Origin of the sequence: Streptomyces sp. SLBN-31, assembly GCF_006715395.1 — a bacterium.
Classification (GTDB): domain Bacteria; phylum Actinomycetota; class Actinomycetes; order Streptomycetales; family Streptomycetaceae; genus Streptomyces.
In genome coordinates this window covers 1,479,957-1,494,042 of sequence record NZ_VFNC01000002.1, presented here as the reverse complement: position 1 = coordinate 1,494,042, position 14,086 = coordinate 1,479,957, and the positions used below count along the sequence as shown (strand labels likewise).

Annotated in this window: 16 protein-coding genes; 9 read left to right on the top strand and 7 right to left on the bottom strand. The window is 71.4% G+C overall.

The genetic code is table 11. The annotated features are described in order from the left end of the window. The first annotated feature begins 90 nt into the window (after positions 1–90). Positions 91–1,065 carry an LLM class flavin-dependent oxidoreductase gene (locus FBY22_RS26830; protein ID WP_142150144.1) on the top strand — a complete coding sequence of 325 codons (975 nt, stop codon included), beginning with the start codon at positions 91–93 and terminating at the stop codon, positions 1,063–1,065. A 109-nt stretch (positions 1,066–1,174) separates the two neighbouring features. Next, the gene (locus FBY22_RS26825) at positions 1,175–1,915 is read left to right on the top strand and encodes an SDR family NAD(P)-dependent oxidoreductase (RefSeq protein ID WP_142150142.1); all 741 of its coding nucleotides are present in this window, start codon (positions 1,175–1,177) and stop codon (positions 1,913–1,915) included. A 58-nt stretch (positions 1,916–1,973) separates the two neighbouring features. Here FBY22_RS26825 and FBY22_RS26820 read toward each other — a convergent pair whose 3' ends face one another. From FBY22_RS26820 to FBY22_RS26805, 4 genes are all read right to left on the bottom strand, one after another. Next, positions 1,974–2,153 (bottom strand): hypothetical protein, encoded by a 180-nt coding sequence (locus FBY22_RS26820; protein ID WP_142150140.1) that lies wholly within the window; start codon positions 2,151–2,153, stop codon positions 1,974–1,976. A 129-nt stretch (positions 2,154–2,282) separates the two neighbouring features. Further along, the gene (locus tag FBY22_RS26815; RefSeq protein WP_142150138.1) at positions 2,283–3,032 is read right to left on the bottom strand and encodes an SDR family oxidoreductase; all 750 of its coding nucleotides are present in this window, start codon (positions 3,030–3,032) and stop codon (positions 2,283–2,285) included. A gap of 254 nt (positions 3,033–3,286) precedes the next feature. Next, a complete protein-coding gene (locus tag FBY22_RS26810; protein WP_142150136.1) occupies positions 3,287–4,309 on the bottom strand; it encodes an LLM class flavin-dependent oxidoreductase in 1,023 nt (340 codons plus the stop codon). 99 nt (positions 4,310–4,408) lie between these two features. Then, positions 4,409–4,870, bottom strand: coding sequence for a MarR family winged helix-turn-helix transcriptional regulator (locus tag FBY22_RS26805; RefSeq protein WP_174267272.1), 462 nt, complete (start codon positions 4,868–4,870; stop codon positions 4,409–4,411). Between the two features lie 69 nt (positions 4,871–4,939). Here FBY22_RS26805 and FBY22_RS26800 point away from each other — a divergent pair, with 69 nt between their 5' ends. Beyond that, positions 4,940–5,134: a zinc-binding dehydrogenase gene (locus FBY22_RS26800; protein ID WP_260845173.1), complete on the top strand. Its 195-nt coding sequence runs from the start codon at positions 4,940–4,942 to the stop codon at positions 5,132–5,134. Positions 5,135–5,264: 130 nt separating this feature from the next. Here the strand turns inward: FBY22_RS26800 and FBY22_RS26795 are convergent, their stop codons facing one another. Then, entirely contained in the window at positions 5,265–6,140 is an 876-nt protein-coding gene (locus tag FBY22_RS26795) for an undecaprenyl-diphosphate phosphatase (RefSeq protein WP_142150132.1), read from the bottom strand. Between the two features lie 261 nt (positions 6,141–6,401). Between FBY22_RS26795 and FBY22_RS26790 the strand changes: the two genes are divergently transcribed. From FBY22_RS26790 to FBY22_RS26780, 3 genes are read left to right on the top strand one after another with little or no spacing between them, the layout of a single operon-like run. After that, entirely contained in the window at positions 6,402–7,598 is a 1,197-nt protein-coding gene (locus FBY22_RS26790) for a Gfo/Idh/MocA family protein (RefSeq protein ID WP_174267271.1), read from the top strand. Continuing rightward, on the top strand, positions 7,595–8,521 hold the full coding sequence (locus tag FBY22_RS26785) for a PmoA family protein (protein ID WP_142150128.1): 927 nt from the start codon (positions 7,595–7,597) through the stop codon (positions 8,519–8,521). Before FBY22_RS26790 ends, FBY22_RS26785 begins: the two co-directional genes overlap by 4 nt. Continuing rightward, positions 8,515–9,237, top strand: coding sequence for a cupin (locus FBY22_RS26780; RefSeq protein WP_142150127.1), 723 nt, complete (start codon positions 8,515–8,517; stop codon positions 9,235–9,237). The genes FBY22_RS26785 and FBY22_RS26780 overlap by 7 nt, the downstream gene beginning before the upstream one ends. A gap of 52 nt (positions 9,238–9,289) precedes the next feature. On the opposite strand, the gene FBY22_RS26775 is transcribed toward FBY22_RS26780, so the two are convergent. After that, complete coding sequence (locus FBY22_RS26775) at positions 9,290–9,763, bottom strand: helix-turn-helix domain-containing protein (RefSeq protein ID WP_142150125.1); 474 nt, start codon at positions 9,761–9,763, stop codon at positions 9,290–9,292. A gap of 130 nt (positions 9,764–9,893) precedes the next feature. Between FBY22_RS26775 and FBY22_RS26770 the strand changes: the two genes are divergently transcribed. After that, entirely contained in the window at positions 9,894–11,066 is a 1,173-nt protein-coding gene (locus FBY22_RS26770) for a thiolase family protein (RefSeq protein WP_142150123.1), read from the top strand. A gap of 15 nt (positions 11,067–11,081) precedes the next feature. Here the strand turns inward: FBY22_RS26770 and FBY22_RS26765 are convergent, their stop codons facing one another. After that, positions 11,082–11,858: a TVP38/TMEM64 family protein gene (locus FBY22_RS26765; protein ID WP_142150121.1), complete on the bottom strand. Its 777-nt coding sequence runs from the start codon at positions 11,856–11,858 to the stop codon at positions 11,082–11,084. A 49-nt stretch (positions 11,859–11,907) separates the two neighbouring features. On the opposite strand from FBY22_RS26765, the gene FBY22_RS26760 reads away from it, so the two are divergent. Continuing rightward, positions 11,908–12,630, top strand: coding sequence for a DNA alkylation repair protein (locus tag FBY22_RS26760; protein ID WP_142150119.1), 723 nt, complete (start codon positions 11,908–11,910; stop codon positions 12,628–12,630). A gap of 286 nt (positions 12,631–12,916) precedes the next feature. After that, positions 12,917–14,083, top strand: coding sequence for an elongation factor Tu (tuf, locus tag FBY22_RS26755; RefSeq protein WP_142150117.1), 1,167 nt, complete (start codon positions 12,917–12,919; stop codon positions 14,081–14,083). Positions 14,084–14,086 lie beyond the last annotated feature (3 nt).

Below are 14,086 nucleotides of genomic sequence, written 5' to 3'. Positions count from 1 at the left end.
ACGCTCTTCGCGGCGGGACGTTCTCAACTCCCTTGCACCGCATGCCGATTCCGGCGTGATACCGACACGTGCCCTTCCTATACTGACCGAATGATCACTGTCCCGCTCAGCGCGCTCGAGGTGGCCATGGTCCAGTCGGGCGCCCCGGCCGTCGACACGTTGCGCGACACCGCCGAGTTCGCCCGACGTCTCGAAGTCCTCGGCTACGAGCGGCTCTGGTACGCGGAACACCATCACTCCCCGGCCATCGGGGCGTTCCCTCCGGTCGTCCTGACCGCCCACGCGGCCGCCCTGACCTCGTCGCTCAGGCTCGGTTCCGGAGGGGTCCTCGCGCCGAACCACGCCCCGATCACGCTCGCGGAGCAGTTCGGGACGCTCGCCGCACTGCACCCGGACCGCATCGACCTGGGCATCGGCCGCGGCCCGGGCACTTTCGACGAGCCCACGGCCAGGGCCCTGCGCCGGGGAGCGGCCCCGACCACGGACGCCGAGTACCGCGACGACGTCATGGCGATCCTGCGCCTCCTGGTGGAGGAGGTGGCCCTCGGGCCGCTCCCCGAGCCATGGCTGCTGTCCTCCAGCACCGCCGGTGCCGCGCTCGCCGCCGAACTGGGACTGCCGATCGCCTTCGCCCACCACATCCGCCCCGACAACACCCCGGCCGCGCTCGCCCACTACCGCGAGCACTTCACCCCGTCCCGCTGGTGCGCACGGCCGCGCGTGCTGGTCTGCGTGGAGACGGTGTGCGCCGAGACGGACGAGGAGGCCGCGCGGCTGGCGGGTCCCATGGACGTCGTCAAGGCCGGGCTGCTGCAGGGGCGCAGCGAGATCCCCTTCCCGAAACCGGGAGAGGCGGCGGCCCACGCGTTCACGGAGCAGGAGGAGAAGGCGCTGACGGCCTTCCGTTCCCAGCAGGCGCACGGATCGCCGGTGTCCGTGGTCAAGCGCCTGACGGAGGTGGTGGAGGCGACGGGGGCGGACGAACTGATGCTGGTCACGCCGGTCTACGCGCTCGCCGACCGGCTGAGGTCGTATGAGCTCGTGAAGGAGTACGCCCGGGGGTAGGTTTCCCGGAGGGGGCGTTTCGGCGGGATCGGTTCGGCGGGCTCGCGGTGGCCGCCGGACGACTAGGGTGATCGATGATCGATCATTTTGCTTTGGTTCGGGAGGTCCCATGAAACGTCTCGTCACCGTCGTCACCGGGGGCAGCAGGGGAATCGGTGCCGCGACCTGTCTGCGCCTCGCCTCCGAGGGACATGACGTGGCGGTCGGGTACGTCCGTGACGCCGAGGCCGCCGAGAAGGTGGCGGACGGGGTGCGCGAGGCGGGCGCTCGCGCGGTCGCGGTGCGGGTGGACACCGCCGTGGAGGCCGACGTCGAGCGGCTCTTCGAGACGGCGGAGCGCGAACTGGGGCCGGTGACGGGGTTGGTGAACAACGCGGGCGTGACCGGCCTGCTGGGCCGCCTCGCCGACACGGACACGGCGACCCTGCGCCGGGTGGTCGACGTCAACCTCCTGGGAACACTGCTGTGTTCACGCCGTGCGGCACAGCTCATGACGGCGCGGGGCGCCGGTGTCATCGTGAACGTGTCGTCGGGCGCGGCCACTCTCGGCAGCCCCGGGGAGTACGTGCACTACGCGGCCACCAAGGCCGCCGTCGACGCGCTCACCCTCGGGCTCGCCAAGGAGCTCGGACCGGACGGCATCCGCGTCAACGCGGTCGCGCCGGGTGCGGTCGACACGGAGATGCACGCGGCGATGGGCGACCCGGACCGGGCCTGGCGGATGGCGGAGGGCATTCCGCTGCGGCGTCCGGCGCGGGCGGAGGAGATCGCGGCGGCCATCGCCTGGCTGATGTCACCGGACGCGTCTTACACGACGGGGGCGGTGTTGCGGGTGGCGGGCGGGCGGTGAAGGGCCGGGGCGCTCGGGCTCGGTCGCGCGGGTGGCGGGCGCCGGGATGCCGGCGCCGTCAGGCCGCCTTGATGACGTCGCCTCGGATCGCCTCGGCCCACTCGACCACCAACAGCTCGTACTCCGTGCGTTCCTGGGCCGACAACGAACCACCCGCACGCATCCACAGCGCCCGGATCTGCTCGTTCACCTCGGCGGCAGAGCGCACGGAACCAGAGGTCACGGAATCGGGGGACATGCGGACAAGCCTAGGGGCAAGCACTGACACTGCGCTACCGAACGGCTACTGATCCCGTATGTCCTGCGTCACGACTTCCTTGATCGCACCCCTCGTAGTGCGTCGTGAGTGCCGGCACGGCGGACCGGACTACACCTGCTTGGCGCCGCCGTCGACGAAGATCTCCGTGCCGGTGATGAAGCTGGCCTGGTCGGTGGCGAGGAAGAGGGCGAGGGCGGCGACCTCCTCCGGCTGCCCCATGCGCCCCAGGGGGACGATGCCGGCGAGGGTCTTCCGCAGCTCCGCGGCCCCTTCCTCGTCCGCGGCGAGGCCGTTGAGGCCGGGCGTGGTGATGGGACCGGGGGAGATGGTGTTGACGCGGACGCCGCGCCCGCTGAGCTCGTTGGCCCAGGTGCGGGCGAAGGAGCGGATGGCGGCCTTGGAGGCGCCGTAGACGCCGAAGGCGGGGTCCCCGGAGACGCCCGCGATGGAGCCCGTGAGGATCACCGATGCGCCGTCGACCAGGTGGGGAAGCGCCTTCTGGACGGTGAACACGGTGCCCTTGACGTTGCTGTCGAAGGTGCTGTCGTAGTGCTCCTCGGTGACCTGGTCGAGGGGCGCGAACTCACCGCCGCCGGCGTTGGCGAACAGGACGTCGATCCGGTGTCCGGCGTCGGCGACGGTGGCGTAGAGCCGGTCGAGGTCGGCCAGGTTCGCGCTGTCGGCCTGGACCGGGGTGACGTTGCCGCCGATCAGTTCGGCGGCCTGGTCGAGGGTTTCCTTGCGGCGTCCCGTGATGTAGACGTGGGCGCCTTCCTGGGTGAAGCGCTGGGCCGTGGCCAGTCCGATGCCGCTTGTGCCGCCGGTGATGACGACCGTCTTGCCGTCCAGCTGTCCCATGGTGTCTCTCCTGGTAATTGCGTCGACGGCCTGCCCGGTCGCCGATCAGTTCAACTTTCAATGACTCTAAGAAGGGGAAAGATGACGTGTCAACTATAAGGGTGAAGCGTCACCTATCTTGATGTGCTGCGGTGCATGGTATGGGGTATCTCGATGTACCGCGGTGCTGGGTGGGGCGGGTGAAGGCGCCGCCCCGGTCGGCGGGGCGCGCGGGCCGCTGCTTACCCGGGTGGCGCCTTCGTCGGCCCCGCTCGTCAGCGCCAGCCGAGTTCCGGCGCCACGTGCGTCAGGATGCTGTCGAGGACATGTGCGTTGTACTCGACGCCCAGTTGGTTGGGCACCGTGAGCAACAGGGTGTCGGCGGCAGCGATGGCCTCGTCCTCGGCGAGCTGCTTGACCAGCACGTCCGGCTCGGCGGCGTAGGACCGGCCGAAGATGCTGCGCGTCTTGGCGTCGATATAGCCGATCTGGTCCTTCGAGTCGCGGTCACGGCCGAAGTACGCCCGGTCCGTGTCGTCGACGAGCGGGAAGATGCTGCGGCTGACGGACACCCTGGGGGTCCGGGTGTGGCCGGCGGCCCGCCATGCCTCGTGGTACGCCTCGATCTGCTTGCGCTGCTGGACGTGGAGCGGCTCGCCGCTCTCGTCGTCCTTGAGGGTCGAACTCTGCAGGTTCATCCCCAGCCCGGCGGCCCATACGGCGGTGGCGTTCGAACCGGAGCCCCACCAGATGCGGTCCCGCAGGCCCTCGGAGTGCGGTTCGATGCGCAGCAGGCCCGGTGGGTTGGCGAACATCGGCGAGGGGTCGGGCTCTGCGAATCCCTCACCGGTGAGCACCCTGAGCAGCTCCTCGGTGTGCCCGCGAGCCAGGTCGGCGTCGGTCCCGCCCTCCGGCGGGCGATGGCCGAAGTGCCGCCAACCGTCGATGACCTGTTCCGGTGAGCCGCGGCTCAGGCCGAGCTGGAGCCGGCCGCCCGAGATCAGGTCGGCCGCGCCCGCGTCCTCCGCCATGTACAGGGGGTTCTCGTAGCGCATGTCGATCACACCGGTGCCGATCTCGATCCGGCTGGTGCGCGCGCCGATCGCCGCGAGCAGCGGGAACGGTGAGGCGTGCTGCCGGGCGAAGTGGTGGACGCGGAAGTAGGCGCCGTCCGCCCCCAGCTCCTCCGCGGCGACCGCGAGGTCGATCGCCTGTAGCAGCGAGTCCGAGGCGGAGCGCGTCCGGGAGTGCGGCGACGGCGTCCAGTGCCCGAATGACAGGAACCCGATCTTTTTCATACCGCTTTCAACAATCGCGGGACGTGTTCATTCCGTTCGTCCCGCGGTGGCGGTGTGGATCGACGGGCCGGGGCGGCTGAGGTCTCCCGGACGGAGACCTCAGCTGATGTCGATCTTCTCGATGACTGTGTCGGTGATCTCCGCCAGCAGCGTGATCTGGCCGGGCGACAGATGGTCCAGGAAGAGACGCCGGACGTCCTCGACATGCTGCGGCGCGGCGGCCTCCAGTGCCTCCCGGCCGGCCGGGGTCACCATCATGTACGCCCCGCGCCCGTCGTCGAGGCACTCCTCGCGGGCGACCAGACCGCGCTTCACCATGCGTGAGAGGTGGTGCGACACCCGGCTCTTCTCCCAGCCGAGCACCTTCGCGAGTTCCAGCACGCGCAGTCGGTCGCCGGGCGCGCGGGTCAGCTCGGCGAGCACGGAGTAGTCGGTGGCGGACAGCCCGAACTCGCTCTGCAGCGTCCGGCCGGCCTGGTTGACCAGCAGGTCGTGCATGCGCAGCATGCCGCGCCAGGCTCGTTCCTCGACGGGGCTCAGCCAGCGGGGTGCTTCCTCCATGGCCCCACCTTAGGAGGTGGTTGACCCTTCCATCACCTCCGGGTTTACGGGTGTGGTGCGAGCATATATGTGATACATCAACTATATGGGTCGCGTGAGACGGAGCGTACCCCCGGTGCGCTGGACGAGGGCATGGCCATGCCGGCCGAGGGGCGGCTGCGGATGAAGAGCCGCAGGACCATGCCGATGCGGGAGGCCGCGGAGGCGCATCGCCTGCTGGAAAGCGGGGGCGTGCGGGAGCGGATCATCCTCAGCGTCGGTTGAGCGTGGTGGTGCGGGGAGTTGGGTGAGGTCGTTTGTCGGCTGTGGGTGGGTGGGGGTTGGTCGCGCAGTTCCCCGCGCCCCTTGAGGGGGTGGCCGTGGCGCGGCGTTCAGGGGTTTTCGGTGTTGCGGGTCAGCCCGCCGACTCTGCCGCGTGCGGGCTCAGGACGCCCGCCGTCACCAGACCGATGATCACGATGCCGAGCGCGATGCGGTACCAGACGAACGGCATGAAGCTCTTGGTGGAGATGAACTTCATGAACCAGGCGATGACCGCGTACCCGGACGCGAAGGCGATCGCTGTCGCGAACAGCGTCGGCCCCCACGCCACGTGGTCGCTCTCCAGCGCGTCCTTGGTCTCGAACAGGCCGGAGGCCAGCACCGCGGGGATGGCGAGCAGGAAGGAGTAGCGGGCCGCGGCCTCGCGCTTGTAGCCCATGAACAGGCCGCCGCTGATGGTGGCGCCGGAGCGGGAGACGCCCGGGATCAGCGCCGCCGACTGGCACAGCCCGTAGACCAGGCCGTCCTTCACGCCCAGGTTCTCCAGCGTCTTGCGCTGCTTGGGCGCGCGGTGCCGGCCGCCCGTCTCGTCCCGCGCCGCCAGCCGGTCGGCCACGCCTATCACCACGCCGACGACGATCAGCATGGTCGCCGTGATCCGCAGATCGCGGAACGGCCCCTCGATCTGGTCCTTGAACAGCAGCCCGAGCACACCGATCGGGATCGAGCCGACGATCACCAGCCAGCCCATCTGGGCGTCGTGGTTCTTGCGCATCTCCTTGTTGAACAGCGAGCGCGTCCACGCCGAGATGATCCGGCCGATGTCCCTGCGGAAGTAGATCAGCACCGCGGACTCCGTGCCGATCTGCGTGATCGCCGTGAAGGCCGCGCCCGGGTCCTTCCAGCCGGAGAAGGCCGCCGTCAGCCGCAGGTGCGCACTGGAGGAGACGGGGAGGAACTCGGTCAGCCCCTGGACGAGTCCGAGGATGAGGGATTCAAACCAAGACATGACGTTACGGCGTCCAAGTGCTCGTCGAGGCAGGCGCGACGGAACGTCACGCCGCCGGGCGTGGTGATCACGGGTGTGCAGCGCAGCCTAGCGTCCGGCGACGACAGGACCGTCACAGGGGTTTCACCGCCCCCGCGCGGCCTTGGCTATCGGGTGGTTGACCTTGTGCGGGGGCGGAGCTTACGTTGCAGGGAGGAGAAAGCGCTTGCTGCTCGTCCTCCTCACAAGGCCGCCGTTCCCGGAGGAGTGCTGATCGCGTCCATGTCCACGTTCGAGCCCCGGTCCGGGACGTCCCCGGCCCCCTCCACGCCTCTCGCCGGCCGCCGCATCCGGGCCGCCCTCGTCGGCATCGGTGCCATCGGGCGCGGCTCCCACCTGCCCGCCCTGGCCGAGCTCGCCGAGGAGGGCGAGACGGAGGTCGTGGCCGCCGTTGACATCGATGCCACCGCGGTCGAGGAGTTCTGCGCGGCGAACGGGATCCCGCACGCCTACACCGACCTCGACGGCATGCTGCGCGAGCAGCGGCCGGACCTGGTGAGCATCTGCACCCCGCCGACGCTGCACCGCGACCAGACCGTCGCCGCGCTGCGCGCCGGGGCCTGGGTGTGGTGCGAGAAGCCGCCCGTGCCGACCCTCGCCGACTTCGACGCCGTACAGGCTGAGGAAGGCACGGACGGCGGGCCGTACGCCTCGATCGTCTTCCAGCACCGCTTCGGCTCGGGCTCGAAGCACGTGCGCCGGCTGCTGGCCGAGCGGGCCATGGGCCGGCCGCTCGTCGCGCACTGCCAGACCACCTGGTACCGCGACGCCGCCTACTACGCGGTGCCCTGGCGCGGCCGTTGGGCGACCGAGGGTGGCGGACCCGCCATGGGACACGGCATCCACCAGATGGACCTGCTGCTGGACCTCCTCGGCCCGTGGAGCGAGGTGCGCGCGATGGCCGGGCGCCTGGTGCACGACGTCGAGACCGAGGACGTCTCCACCGCCTTGGTCCGTTTCGAGGACGGCGCCATGGCCACGGTCGTCAACAGCGTGCTGAGCCCCGACGAGGTCAGCCGCATCCGCATCGACTGCGAGCGGGCCACCGTCGAGCTCACCCACCTCTACGGTCACTCCAACGCGAACTGGCGCATCACCCCCGTCCCGGACGTGCCGGGCGACGAGGCCGACGCCTGGCGCGACTTCGGCACGGACGTGCCCAGTTCGCACCTGGAGCAGCTGCGGGAGCTGGTCGCGAGCATGCGCGCGGGAGAGCGCCCGCGCAGCAGCGGGGCCGACGGGCGGACCAGCCTGGAGCTCATCGCCGCGCTGTACAAGTCGGCGTTCACGGACACCACGGTCCGCGCGGGCGAGATCGGGCCCGGCGACCCGTTCTACACGGCGATGCACGGGGACGCCCCCGGCTGGGCACCCGTCCACTCCACCGCTCCCGTCGCCGCCGAGGAGGTCTCCGCATGACGGGCCTGCGCCTGGTCCACGCCCACGGCGACCGGATCACCCTCACCGAACCGGTCACCGGCGTCGAGCTGCTCAGCTACGTGTACGCACCCGAGGCCGCGTGGGAGGCCCCCAAGCCGTACATCCATCCGCTGCGCACCCTGGCCGGCGACGTCGTCACCGACTACCGTCCCAACGACCACCGCTGGCACAAGGGGCTGCAGCTGACGGCCTCGCACCTGTCCGGCGCCAACCTGTGGGGCGGCAACTCCTACGTCCACGGCGAGGGTTACCTCGAACTCCCCGAGCGCGTCGGCTCTATGGCGCACGTCGCCTTCGACGAGGTCTCCGTGCGCGACGACCGCGTGGTCATCGCGGAGCGACTGACCTGGCACCCGTACGGCGGCGAGCTGTGGGCCGACGAGGAGCGCCAGATCGAGATCCACGACGTGGACCGCGAGTCCGGATCCTGGGCACTGACCTGGTGCAGCGCGGTCACCAACCGCCGCGACGAGCCGCTGCGCTTCGGCAGCCCCACCACCGCCGGCCGTGAACTGGCGGGCTACACCGGGCTGTTCTGGCGCGGTCCGCGCGGCTTCCGGGACGGCCGCGTCATCGGGCCCGACGCCGAGGGCCCGGGTCTGATGGGGAAGCAGGCGCCCTGGCTCGCCTACTCCGGCGAGCACGACGGCGCCGACGGCCATGCCACCCTGCTGTTCGCGCACGCCCCCGAGAACGACCACGACGGCGCCCACGGCACCCACCCCGCCCACTGGTTCGTACGCAACGAGCCGTTCGCCGCCGTGGCCCCGTCCTGGGCGTTCTACGACGAGCTGGAACTCGCCCCCGGGGACACGCTGGCCCGCCGCTACCGGGTCGTCGTGGCCGACGGTGCCTGGGAGCGGGAGGAGATCGCCAAGTACCTGGAGGCGCACCCGTGGTGAGCGGCGCGGGCTTCACCGGTCTGCCGGGCGGCGTCGCCGTCTCGCACCTCGCCGTCTACGACTGGCCCGCCGCCGACGGCGTCCGCGGCGGAACCCCCCATATGCACCTGACGTGTTCGGAGGCGTACGTCGTCACCGGTGGGCGCGGCGCGGTGCAGACCCTCACGACGTCCGGGTACGAGGTCACGCCCCTCGTACCCGGCACGGTCGCCCGGTTCACTCCGGGCACCATCCACCGCCTCGTCAACGAGGGGGACCTGCGCATCACGGTGCTGATGCAGAACAGCGGCCTCCCGGAGGCGGGCGACGCGGTGCTGACGCTGCCGCCGCGGTATCTGGCCGACCCCGGCGCGTACGCCGCCGCGACCAGCATCCCGGTGGACGCCCCGGAGGAGGAGCAGGCCAGGGCGGCCCGGGCCCGGCGCGACCTCGCCCTGGAGGGCTACCGGGCGCTGCGCGACGCCGACGACCCCGAGGTGCTGGCCGCCTTCCATCGCGCCGCCGCGGCCCTGGTACGGCCCCGGCTCGCCGAGTGGCGCGAGCGCTGGCGGCGGGGCGCCGAGGCGGCCGCGGCCGCCACGGGGGAGCAGCTGGACCGACTCGAGAAGGGTGACGCCCAGCACCTCGCCGAGGCCGTCGTACGAGCGGAACAGCCCTCGGAGTACGGGAAGTTCGGGATGTGCGGGCGGCTGGACGTGTACGCGGGGCCCGCCTGACAGGCGCCGGCGGCTGAACACGCGCCGCGGGCCCGGCCGACGTCCGCGTGCGTCACGCTGCGGCCGTGGGGCCCGTCACCGACCAGCCCTCGGCCTGGGGGTGGGCCGTCAGGTCCTCGTGGTGGACCGGTTCGCCGCAGGCCCGGCAGGTGACTACCGGAACCATCTCGTTGCCGCAGATGTGCTCGACCACCATGGGCAGGTCGACGCCGCCCCGCAGATGCCGGTCGCCCCATTCCTTGAGGGTCATCAGGACCGGCTCCAGTTCGAGCCCCGCCGGTGTGGGCCGGTACTCGAAGCGCTGCGGGCGCTCGCTGTAGACGCGCTTGGTCAGGATTCCGGCGTCCACCAGCCGGCGCAGCCGCGTGGCCAGGATGTCGCGCGGGGCGCCGATGTTGCGCACCAGCTGATCGAAGCGGCCGTTGCCCAGGCACACCTCGCGCAGGACGAGCAGCGAGTACTTCTCGCCGACCAGCGCGAGGGCGTCGGCGATGGAGCAGGGGCGCGGGTCTTTGGAGGCGGCCATGACGCCAGTCTAGGTGAGGGTTTGATTTTCCAACTCACCCGGTTATGGTGAGTTCGGATTTCCTACCGACCGGTAGGCCTGCCGGTCTTCCCCGTCCTTCCCGCCGACCCGTTGTCCCGGAGGCCCGCACATGCGTGACGCAGTCATCGTCGAAGCCGTACGCACCCCGATCGGCAAGGGCAAGCCGAACGGCGCCCTCGCGCACGTCCACCCCGTGGAACTCCTCGCCCACACCCTGCGCACCCTCGTCGAGCGCTCCGGCGTCGACCCGGCGCTGATCGACGACGTCATCGGCGGCACCGTCGACCAGGTCGGCGAACAGGCCATGAACACCACCCGCTACGCCGTGCTGGCGGCGGGCTTCCCGGACACGGTCCCGGCCACCACCGTCGACCGCCAGTGCGGCTCCTCCCAGCAGGCCGTTCACTTCGCCGCGCAGGGCGTGCTGTCCGGGGCGTACGACATGGTCGTCGCCTGCGGGGTCGAGTCCATGAGCCGCGTGCCGATGTGGTCCAACGTCCCGCCCGGCAAGGACCCCTTCGGCCCCGGGGTCGCCGAGCGCTACCCGGAGGGCCTGGTCCCGCAGGGCATCAGCGCCGAACTGATCGCCGCCAAGTGGTCGGTCACCCGCGAGCGGATGGACGCCTTCGCCGTTTCCTCGCACCGGAAGGCCGCCGACGCCTGGAACCAGGGCCTGTTCGACGCCGAGGTCGCACCGCTGGAGGGCGTCACCCGCGACGAGTGCGTACGGCCGGGCAGCACCACCGAGATCCTCGCCGGCCTCAAACCCGCCTACCACGACCCGAACTTCGCCGAGCGCTTTCCGCAGATCGAGTGGAACGTGACCGCGGGCAACGCCAGCCCGATCAACGACGGCGCCTCTGCCGTCCTCATCACGTCCTCGGAGACCGCGGCGCGCCTCGGCCTGCGCCCGCTCGCCCGGCTGCACAGCTTCGCCGTGACCGGCTCCGACCCGCTGCTGATGCTCACCGGAGTGATCCCCGCGACCGACAAGGTGCTGCGCCGGGCCGGACTGACCCTCGACGACATCGACCTGTTCGAGGTCAACGAGGCCTTCTCCAGCGTGGTCCTGGCCTGGCAGCAGGAGACCGGCGCCGACCTCGCCAAGGTCAATGTGCACGGCGGGGCGATCGCCCTCGGCCATCCGCTCGGCGCCAGCGGCACCCGGCTGACCACCACCCTCGTGCACGCCATGCGCGCGCGGGGCGCCCGCTACGCCCTGCAGACGATGTGCGAGGCGGGCGGGCTGGCCAACGCGATGATCCTGGAAGCCGCCGTGTAGGGAGCGGTAGGACGGTCAACGGCCCCGGATGTGGTGCCGCTTGCGCCACGCCACCACCGCGCCCACCAGGGCCGGTGCGGCGATGCAGGCCATCGCGATCAGGAAGGCAGGAGACGTCGGCGCCGAGGCACGGGCGCCCGCGACGACGTACGCGGCGGTGTTCGGGATCGAGCCGAGCGCCGTCGCGACCAGGAAGGGCACCCAGCCCATGCGGGAGACGGCGGCACAGTAGTTCGCCGCCCAGAACGGCACCCCGGGGAAGAGCCGGGCCGCCATCATCGAGCGGAAGCCGTGCCGGCTGAGCTGCCCGTCCGCCGCCTTCAGCAGTCGGCCCCGCACCAGCGGGCGCAGCGCGTCCTGCCCGAGAACCCGGCCCAGGCCGAAGGCGATACCGGCCCCCAGGACCGTGCCCACCAGAGTCGTGCCGATGCCCAGTTGGGAGCCGAACAGCGCGCCCCCGGCGAGGTTCAGCAGCGGCCGCGGCACGAACGCCACGGTGCACAGCCCGTACGCCCCGGCGAAGACCACGGCCGCCGAGGCCCCGCCGAGCTGTGGCGGCCAGCCGTGCGCGAGCAGTCTCTGCGGTTCGAACAGCAGCACGCACGTGGCGGCGGCGGCCAGCAGGAGGACGAGCAGCGACAGCCGCGACCACGGCGAGAGCAGCACGCGTGCGCTGCGCGCGCTCGGGCCGGGCGGGGCGGAGGCGGGGACGGTGGCGACGGCGAGCTCCGTTGCGGCGGCCCGGGGAGAGACCGTGGCGGTGCCCCCAGAGCGGGTGGTGGCATCGAGCATCCGGTGACACTAACCGACCGGTGTGTGTGATCGCCGTATGGTTCGTCGCATGGGCGTCACTGACGAGGTCACGATGGATGTGCCGTTCAGCACACTCGCCGACAGGGTGATGGAGCGGCTCACCGCCGTCTACGCCGACGCGGCCGACCCCGCGCGGGCCGCGCCCATGCGGGCGTACATGAAGGACGTGGCCCCCTTCCTGGGCCTCATCACGCCCGTGCGCCGCGCGCTGTCCCGCGAGGTCGTGGACGGTCTGCCGCGCCCCGGCGAGACCGACTGCACGGCGATCGCGCTGCGGTGCTGGCGGCTGCCCGAGCGTGAGTACCAGTACTTCGCCGTCGACTATCTGCGCCGCCACGCGCGCGTGTGCTCCTCGGCCTTCCTCCCCGTCGCCCGCCACCTCGTCGGCACACGCTCCTGGTGGGACACGGTCGACCTGCTCGCGGCACATGTCGTGGGCACCCTGGTGGCGGCCGACCCGGCGCTGAAGGCGGACATGGACGCCTGGATCGCCGATGAGGACCTGTGGATCGCCCGCACCGCCCTCCTGCACCAGCTGCGCCACAAGGAGCGCACCGACGCCGAACGCCTCTTCGCCTACTGCCTGATCCAGTCGGGCCACCCCGACTTCTTCATCCGCAAGGCCATCGGCTGGGCCCTGCGCGAGTACGCCAGGACCGACCCGGACGCCGTACGGGCCTTCGTGGCGCGGGAGCGCGGAAGGTTCGCGCCGCTGACGCTGCGGGAGGCGCTGAAGAACATCGGGACGTAGTCGGGCGGGAGCGCGGCGATGCCCCGGACCCGCGGCGCACCGGGGAAAACCATTCGACGCCGGGCGGCCCGTCGGCGATGATCGACCCCATGTTCCGGCACGCCTTCCTCCTCGCAGCATCCGCAGTCGCGGATGCTCCGAAGGCTGCCGTCCCGATCTTCCCGGCCGCAGTCGACGGCGCCCGAAGCTGACCCTCTCCGGATCGTCCGGCGGACCCCGCAGGGGGAGGGTCGGCGAGTCCTTGGGGTCCCCACTTACCTCCGCAGAGGCTTCGAGGTACTCAGCCATGCCCAAGACGGCGTACGTCCGCACCAAACCGCATCTGAACATTGGCACGATGGGCCATGTCGACCACGGCAAGACCACCCTGACCGCCGCCATCACCAAGGTCCTGGCCGACCGCGGCAGCGGCACCTTCGTGCCGTTCGACCGCATCGACCGTGCCCCGGAGGAGGCCGCCCGCGGCATCACCATCAACATCGCGCACGTCGAGTACGAGACCGACACCCGGCACTACGCGCACGTGGACATGCCCGGCCACGCCGACTACGTCAAGAACATGGTCACCGGGGCCGCGCAGCTCGACGGCGCCATCCTGGTCGTCTCCGCCGTCGACGGGGTCATGCCGCAGACGGCCGAACACGTCCTGCTCGCCCGGCAGGTGGGCGTCGACCACATCGTCGTCGCCCTCAACAAGGCCGACGCGGGCGACGAGGAGCTGACCGACCTCGTGGAGCTGGAGGTCCGCGAACTGCTCACCGCGCACGGCTACGGCGGCGACGTGCCCGTCGTACGGGTCTCGGGGCTGAAGGCCTTGGAGGGCGACCCGCGCTGGACGTCCGCCGTCGAGGCGCTGCTCGACGCGGTGGACACCTATGTGCCCATGCCGGAGCGGTACTTGGACGCGCCGTTCCTGCTGCCGGTCGAGAACGTCCTCACCATCACCGGCCGCGGCACGGTGGTCACGGGCGCCATCGAGCGCGGCACTGTGCGTGTGGGCGACCGGGTCGAAGTGCTCGGCGCCGGTGTCGAGACCGTCGTCACCGGCCTGGAGACCTTCGGCAGGCCCATGGACGAGGCGCAGGCCGGGGACAACGTGGCGCTGCTGCTGCGGGGTGTTCCACGGGACGCCGTGCGGCGCGGGCACGTGGTGGCGGCGCCGGGGAGCGTGGTGCCCGGGCGGCGGTTCTCGGCGCGGGTGTACGTGCTGTCGGCGCGCGAGGGCGGACGTACCACCCCGGTGGCGAGCGGGTACCGGCCGCAGTTCTACATCCGTACCGCGGACGTCGTCGGTGACGTCGACCTCGGTGACGTCGCCGTCGCGCGGCCCGGCGACACGGTCACGATGACCGTCGAGCTCGGGCGGGACACGCCGTTGGAGCCCGGGCTCGGGTTCGCCATCCGGGAAGGCGGGCGGACCGTGGGGGCGGGGACCGTGACCACCGTGGAGTGAGGC

Excerpts from the sequence above, each read along its gene's own strand:
- FBY22_RS26830 (WP_142150144.1), top strand. The coding sequence starts at position 91 with ATGATCACTGTCCCGCTCAGCGCGCTCGAGGTGGCCATGGTCCAGTCG.
- FBY22_RS26825 (WP_142150142.1), top strand. The coding sequence starts at position 1,175 with ATGAAACGTCTCGTCACCGTCGTCACCGGGGGCAGCAGGGGAATCGGT.
- FBY22_RS26820 (WP_142150140.1), bottom strand. The coding sequence starts at position 2,153 with ATGTCCCCCGATTCCGTGACCTCTGGTTCCGTGCGCTCTGCCGCCGAG.
- FBY22_RS26815 (WP_142150138.1), bottom strand. The coding sequence starts at position 3,032 with ATGGGACAGCTGGACGGCAAGACGGTCGTCATCACCGGCGGCACAAGC.
- FBY22_RS26810 (WP_142150136.1), bottom strand. The coding sequence starts at position 4,309 with ATGAAAAAGATCGGGTTCCTGTCATTCGGGCACTGGACGCCGTCGCCG.
- FBY22_RS26805 (WP_174267272.1), bottom strand. The coding sequence starts at position 4,870 with ATGGAGGAAGCACCCCGCTGGCTGAGCCCCGTCGAGGAACGAGCCTGG.
- FBY22_RS26795 (WP_142150132.1), bottom strand. The coding sequence starts at position 6,140 with ATGTCTTGGTTTGAATCCCTCATCCTCGGACTCGTCCAGGGGCTGACC.
- FBY22_RS26790 (WP_174267271.1), top strand. The coding sequence starts at position 6,402 with ATGTCCACGTTCGAGCCCCGGTCCGGGACGTCCCCGGCCCCCTCCACG.
- FBY22_RS26785 (WP_142150128.1), top strand. The coding sequence starts at position 7,595 with ATGACGGGCCTGCGCCTGGTCCACGCCCACGGCGACCGGATCACCCTC.
- FBY22_RS26775 (WP_142150125.1), bottom strand. The coding sequence starts at position 9,763 with ATGGCCGCCTCCAAAGACCCGCGCCCCTGCTCCATCGCCGACGCCCTC.
- FBY22_RS26770 (WP_142150123.1), top strand. The coding sequence starts at position 9,894 with ATGCGTGACGCAGTCATCGTCGAAGCCGTACGCACCCCGATCGGCAAG.
- FBY22_RS26765 (WP_142150121.1), bottom strand. The coding sequence starts at position 11,858 with ATGCTCGATGCCACCACCCGCTCTGGGGGCACCGCCACGGTCTCTCCC.
- FBY22_RS26760 (WP_142150119.1), top strand. The coding sequence starts at position 11,908 with ATGGGCGTCACTGACGAGGTCACGATGGATGTGCCGTTCAGCACACTC.
- tuf (WP_142150117.1), top strand. The coding sequence starts at position 12,917 with ATGCCCAAGACGGCGTACGTCCGCACCAAACCGCATCTGAACATTGGC.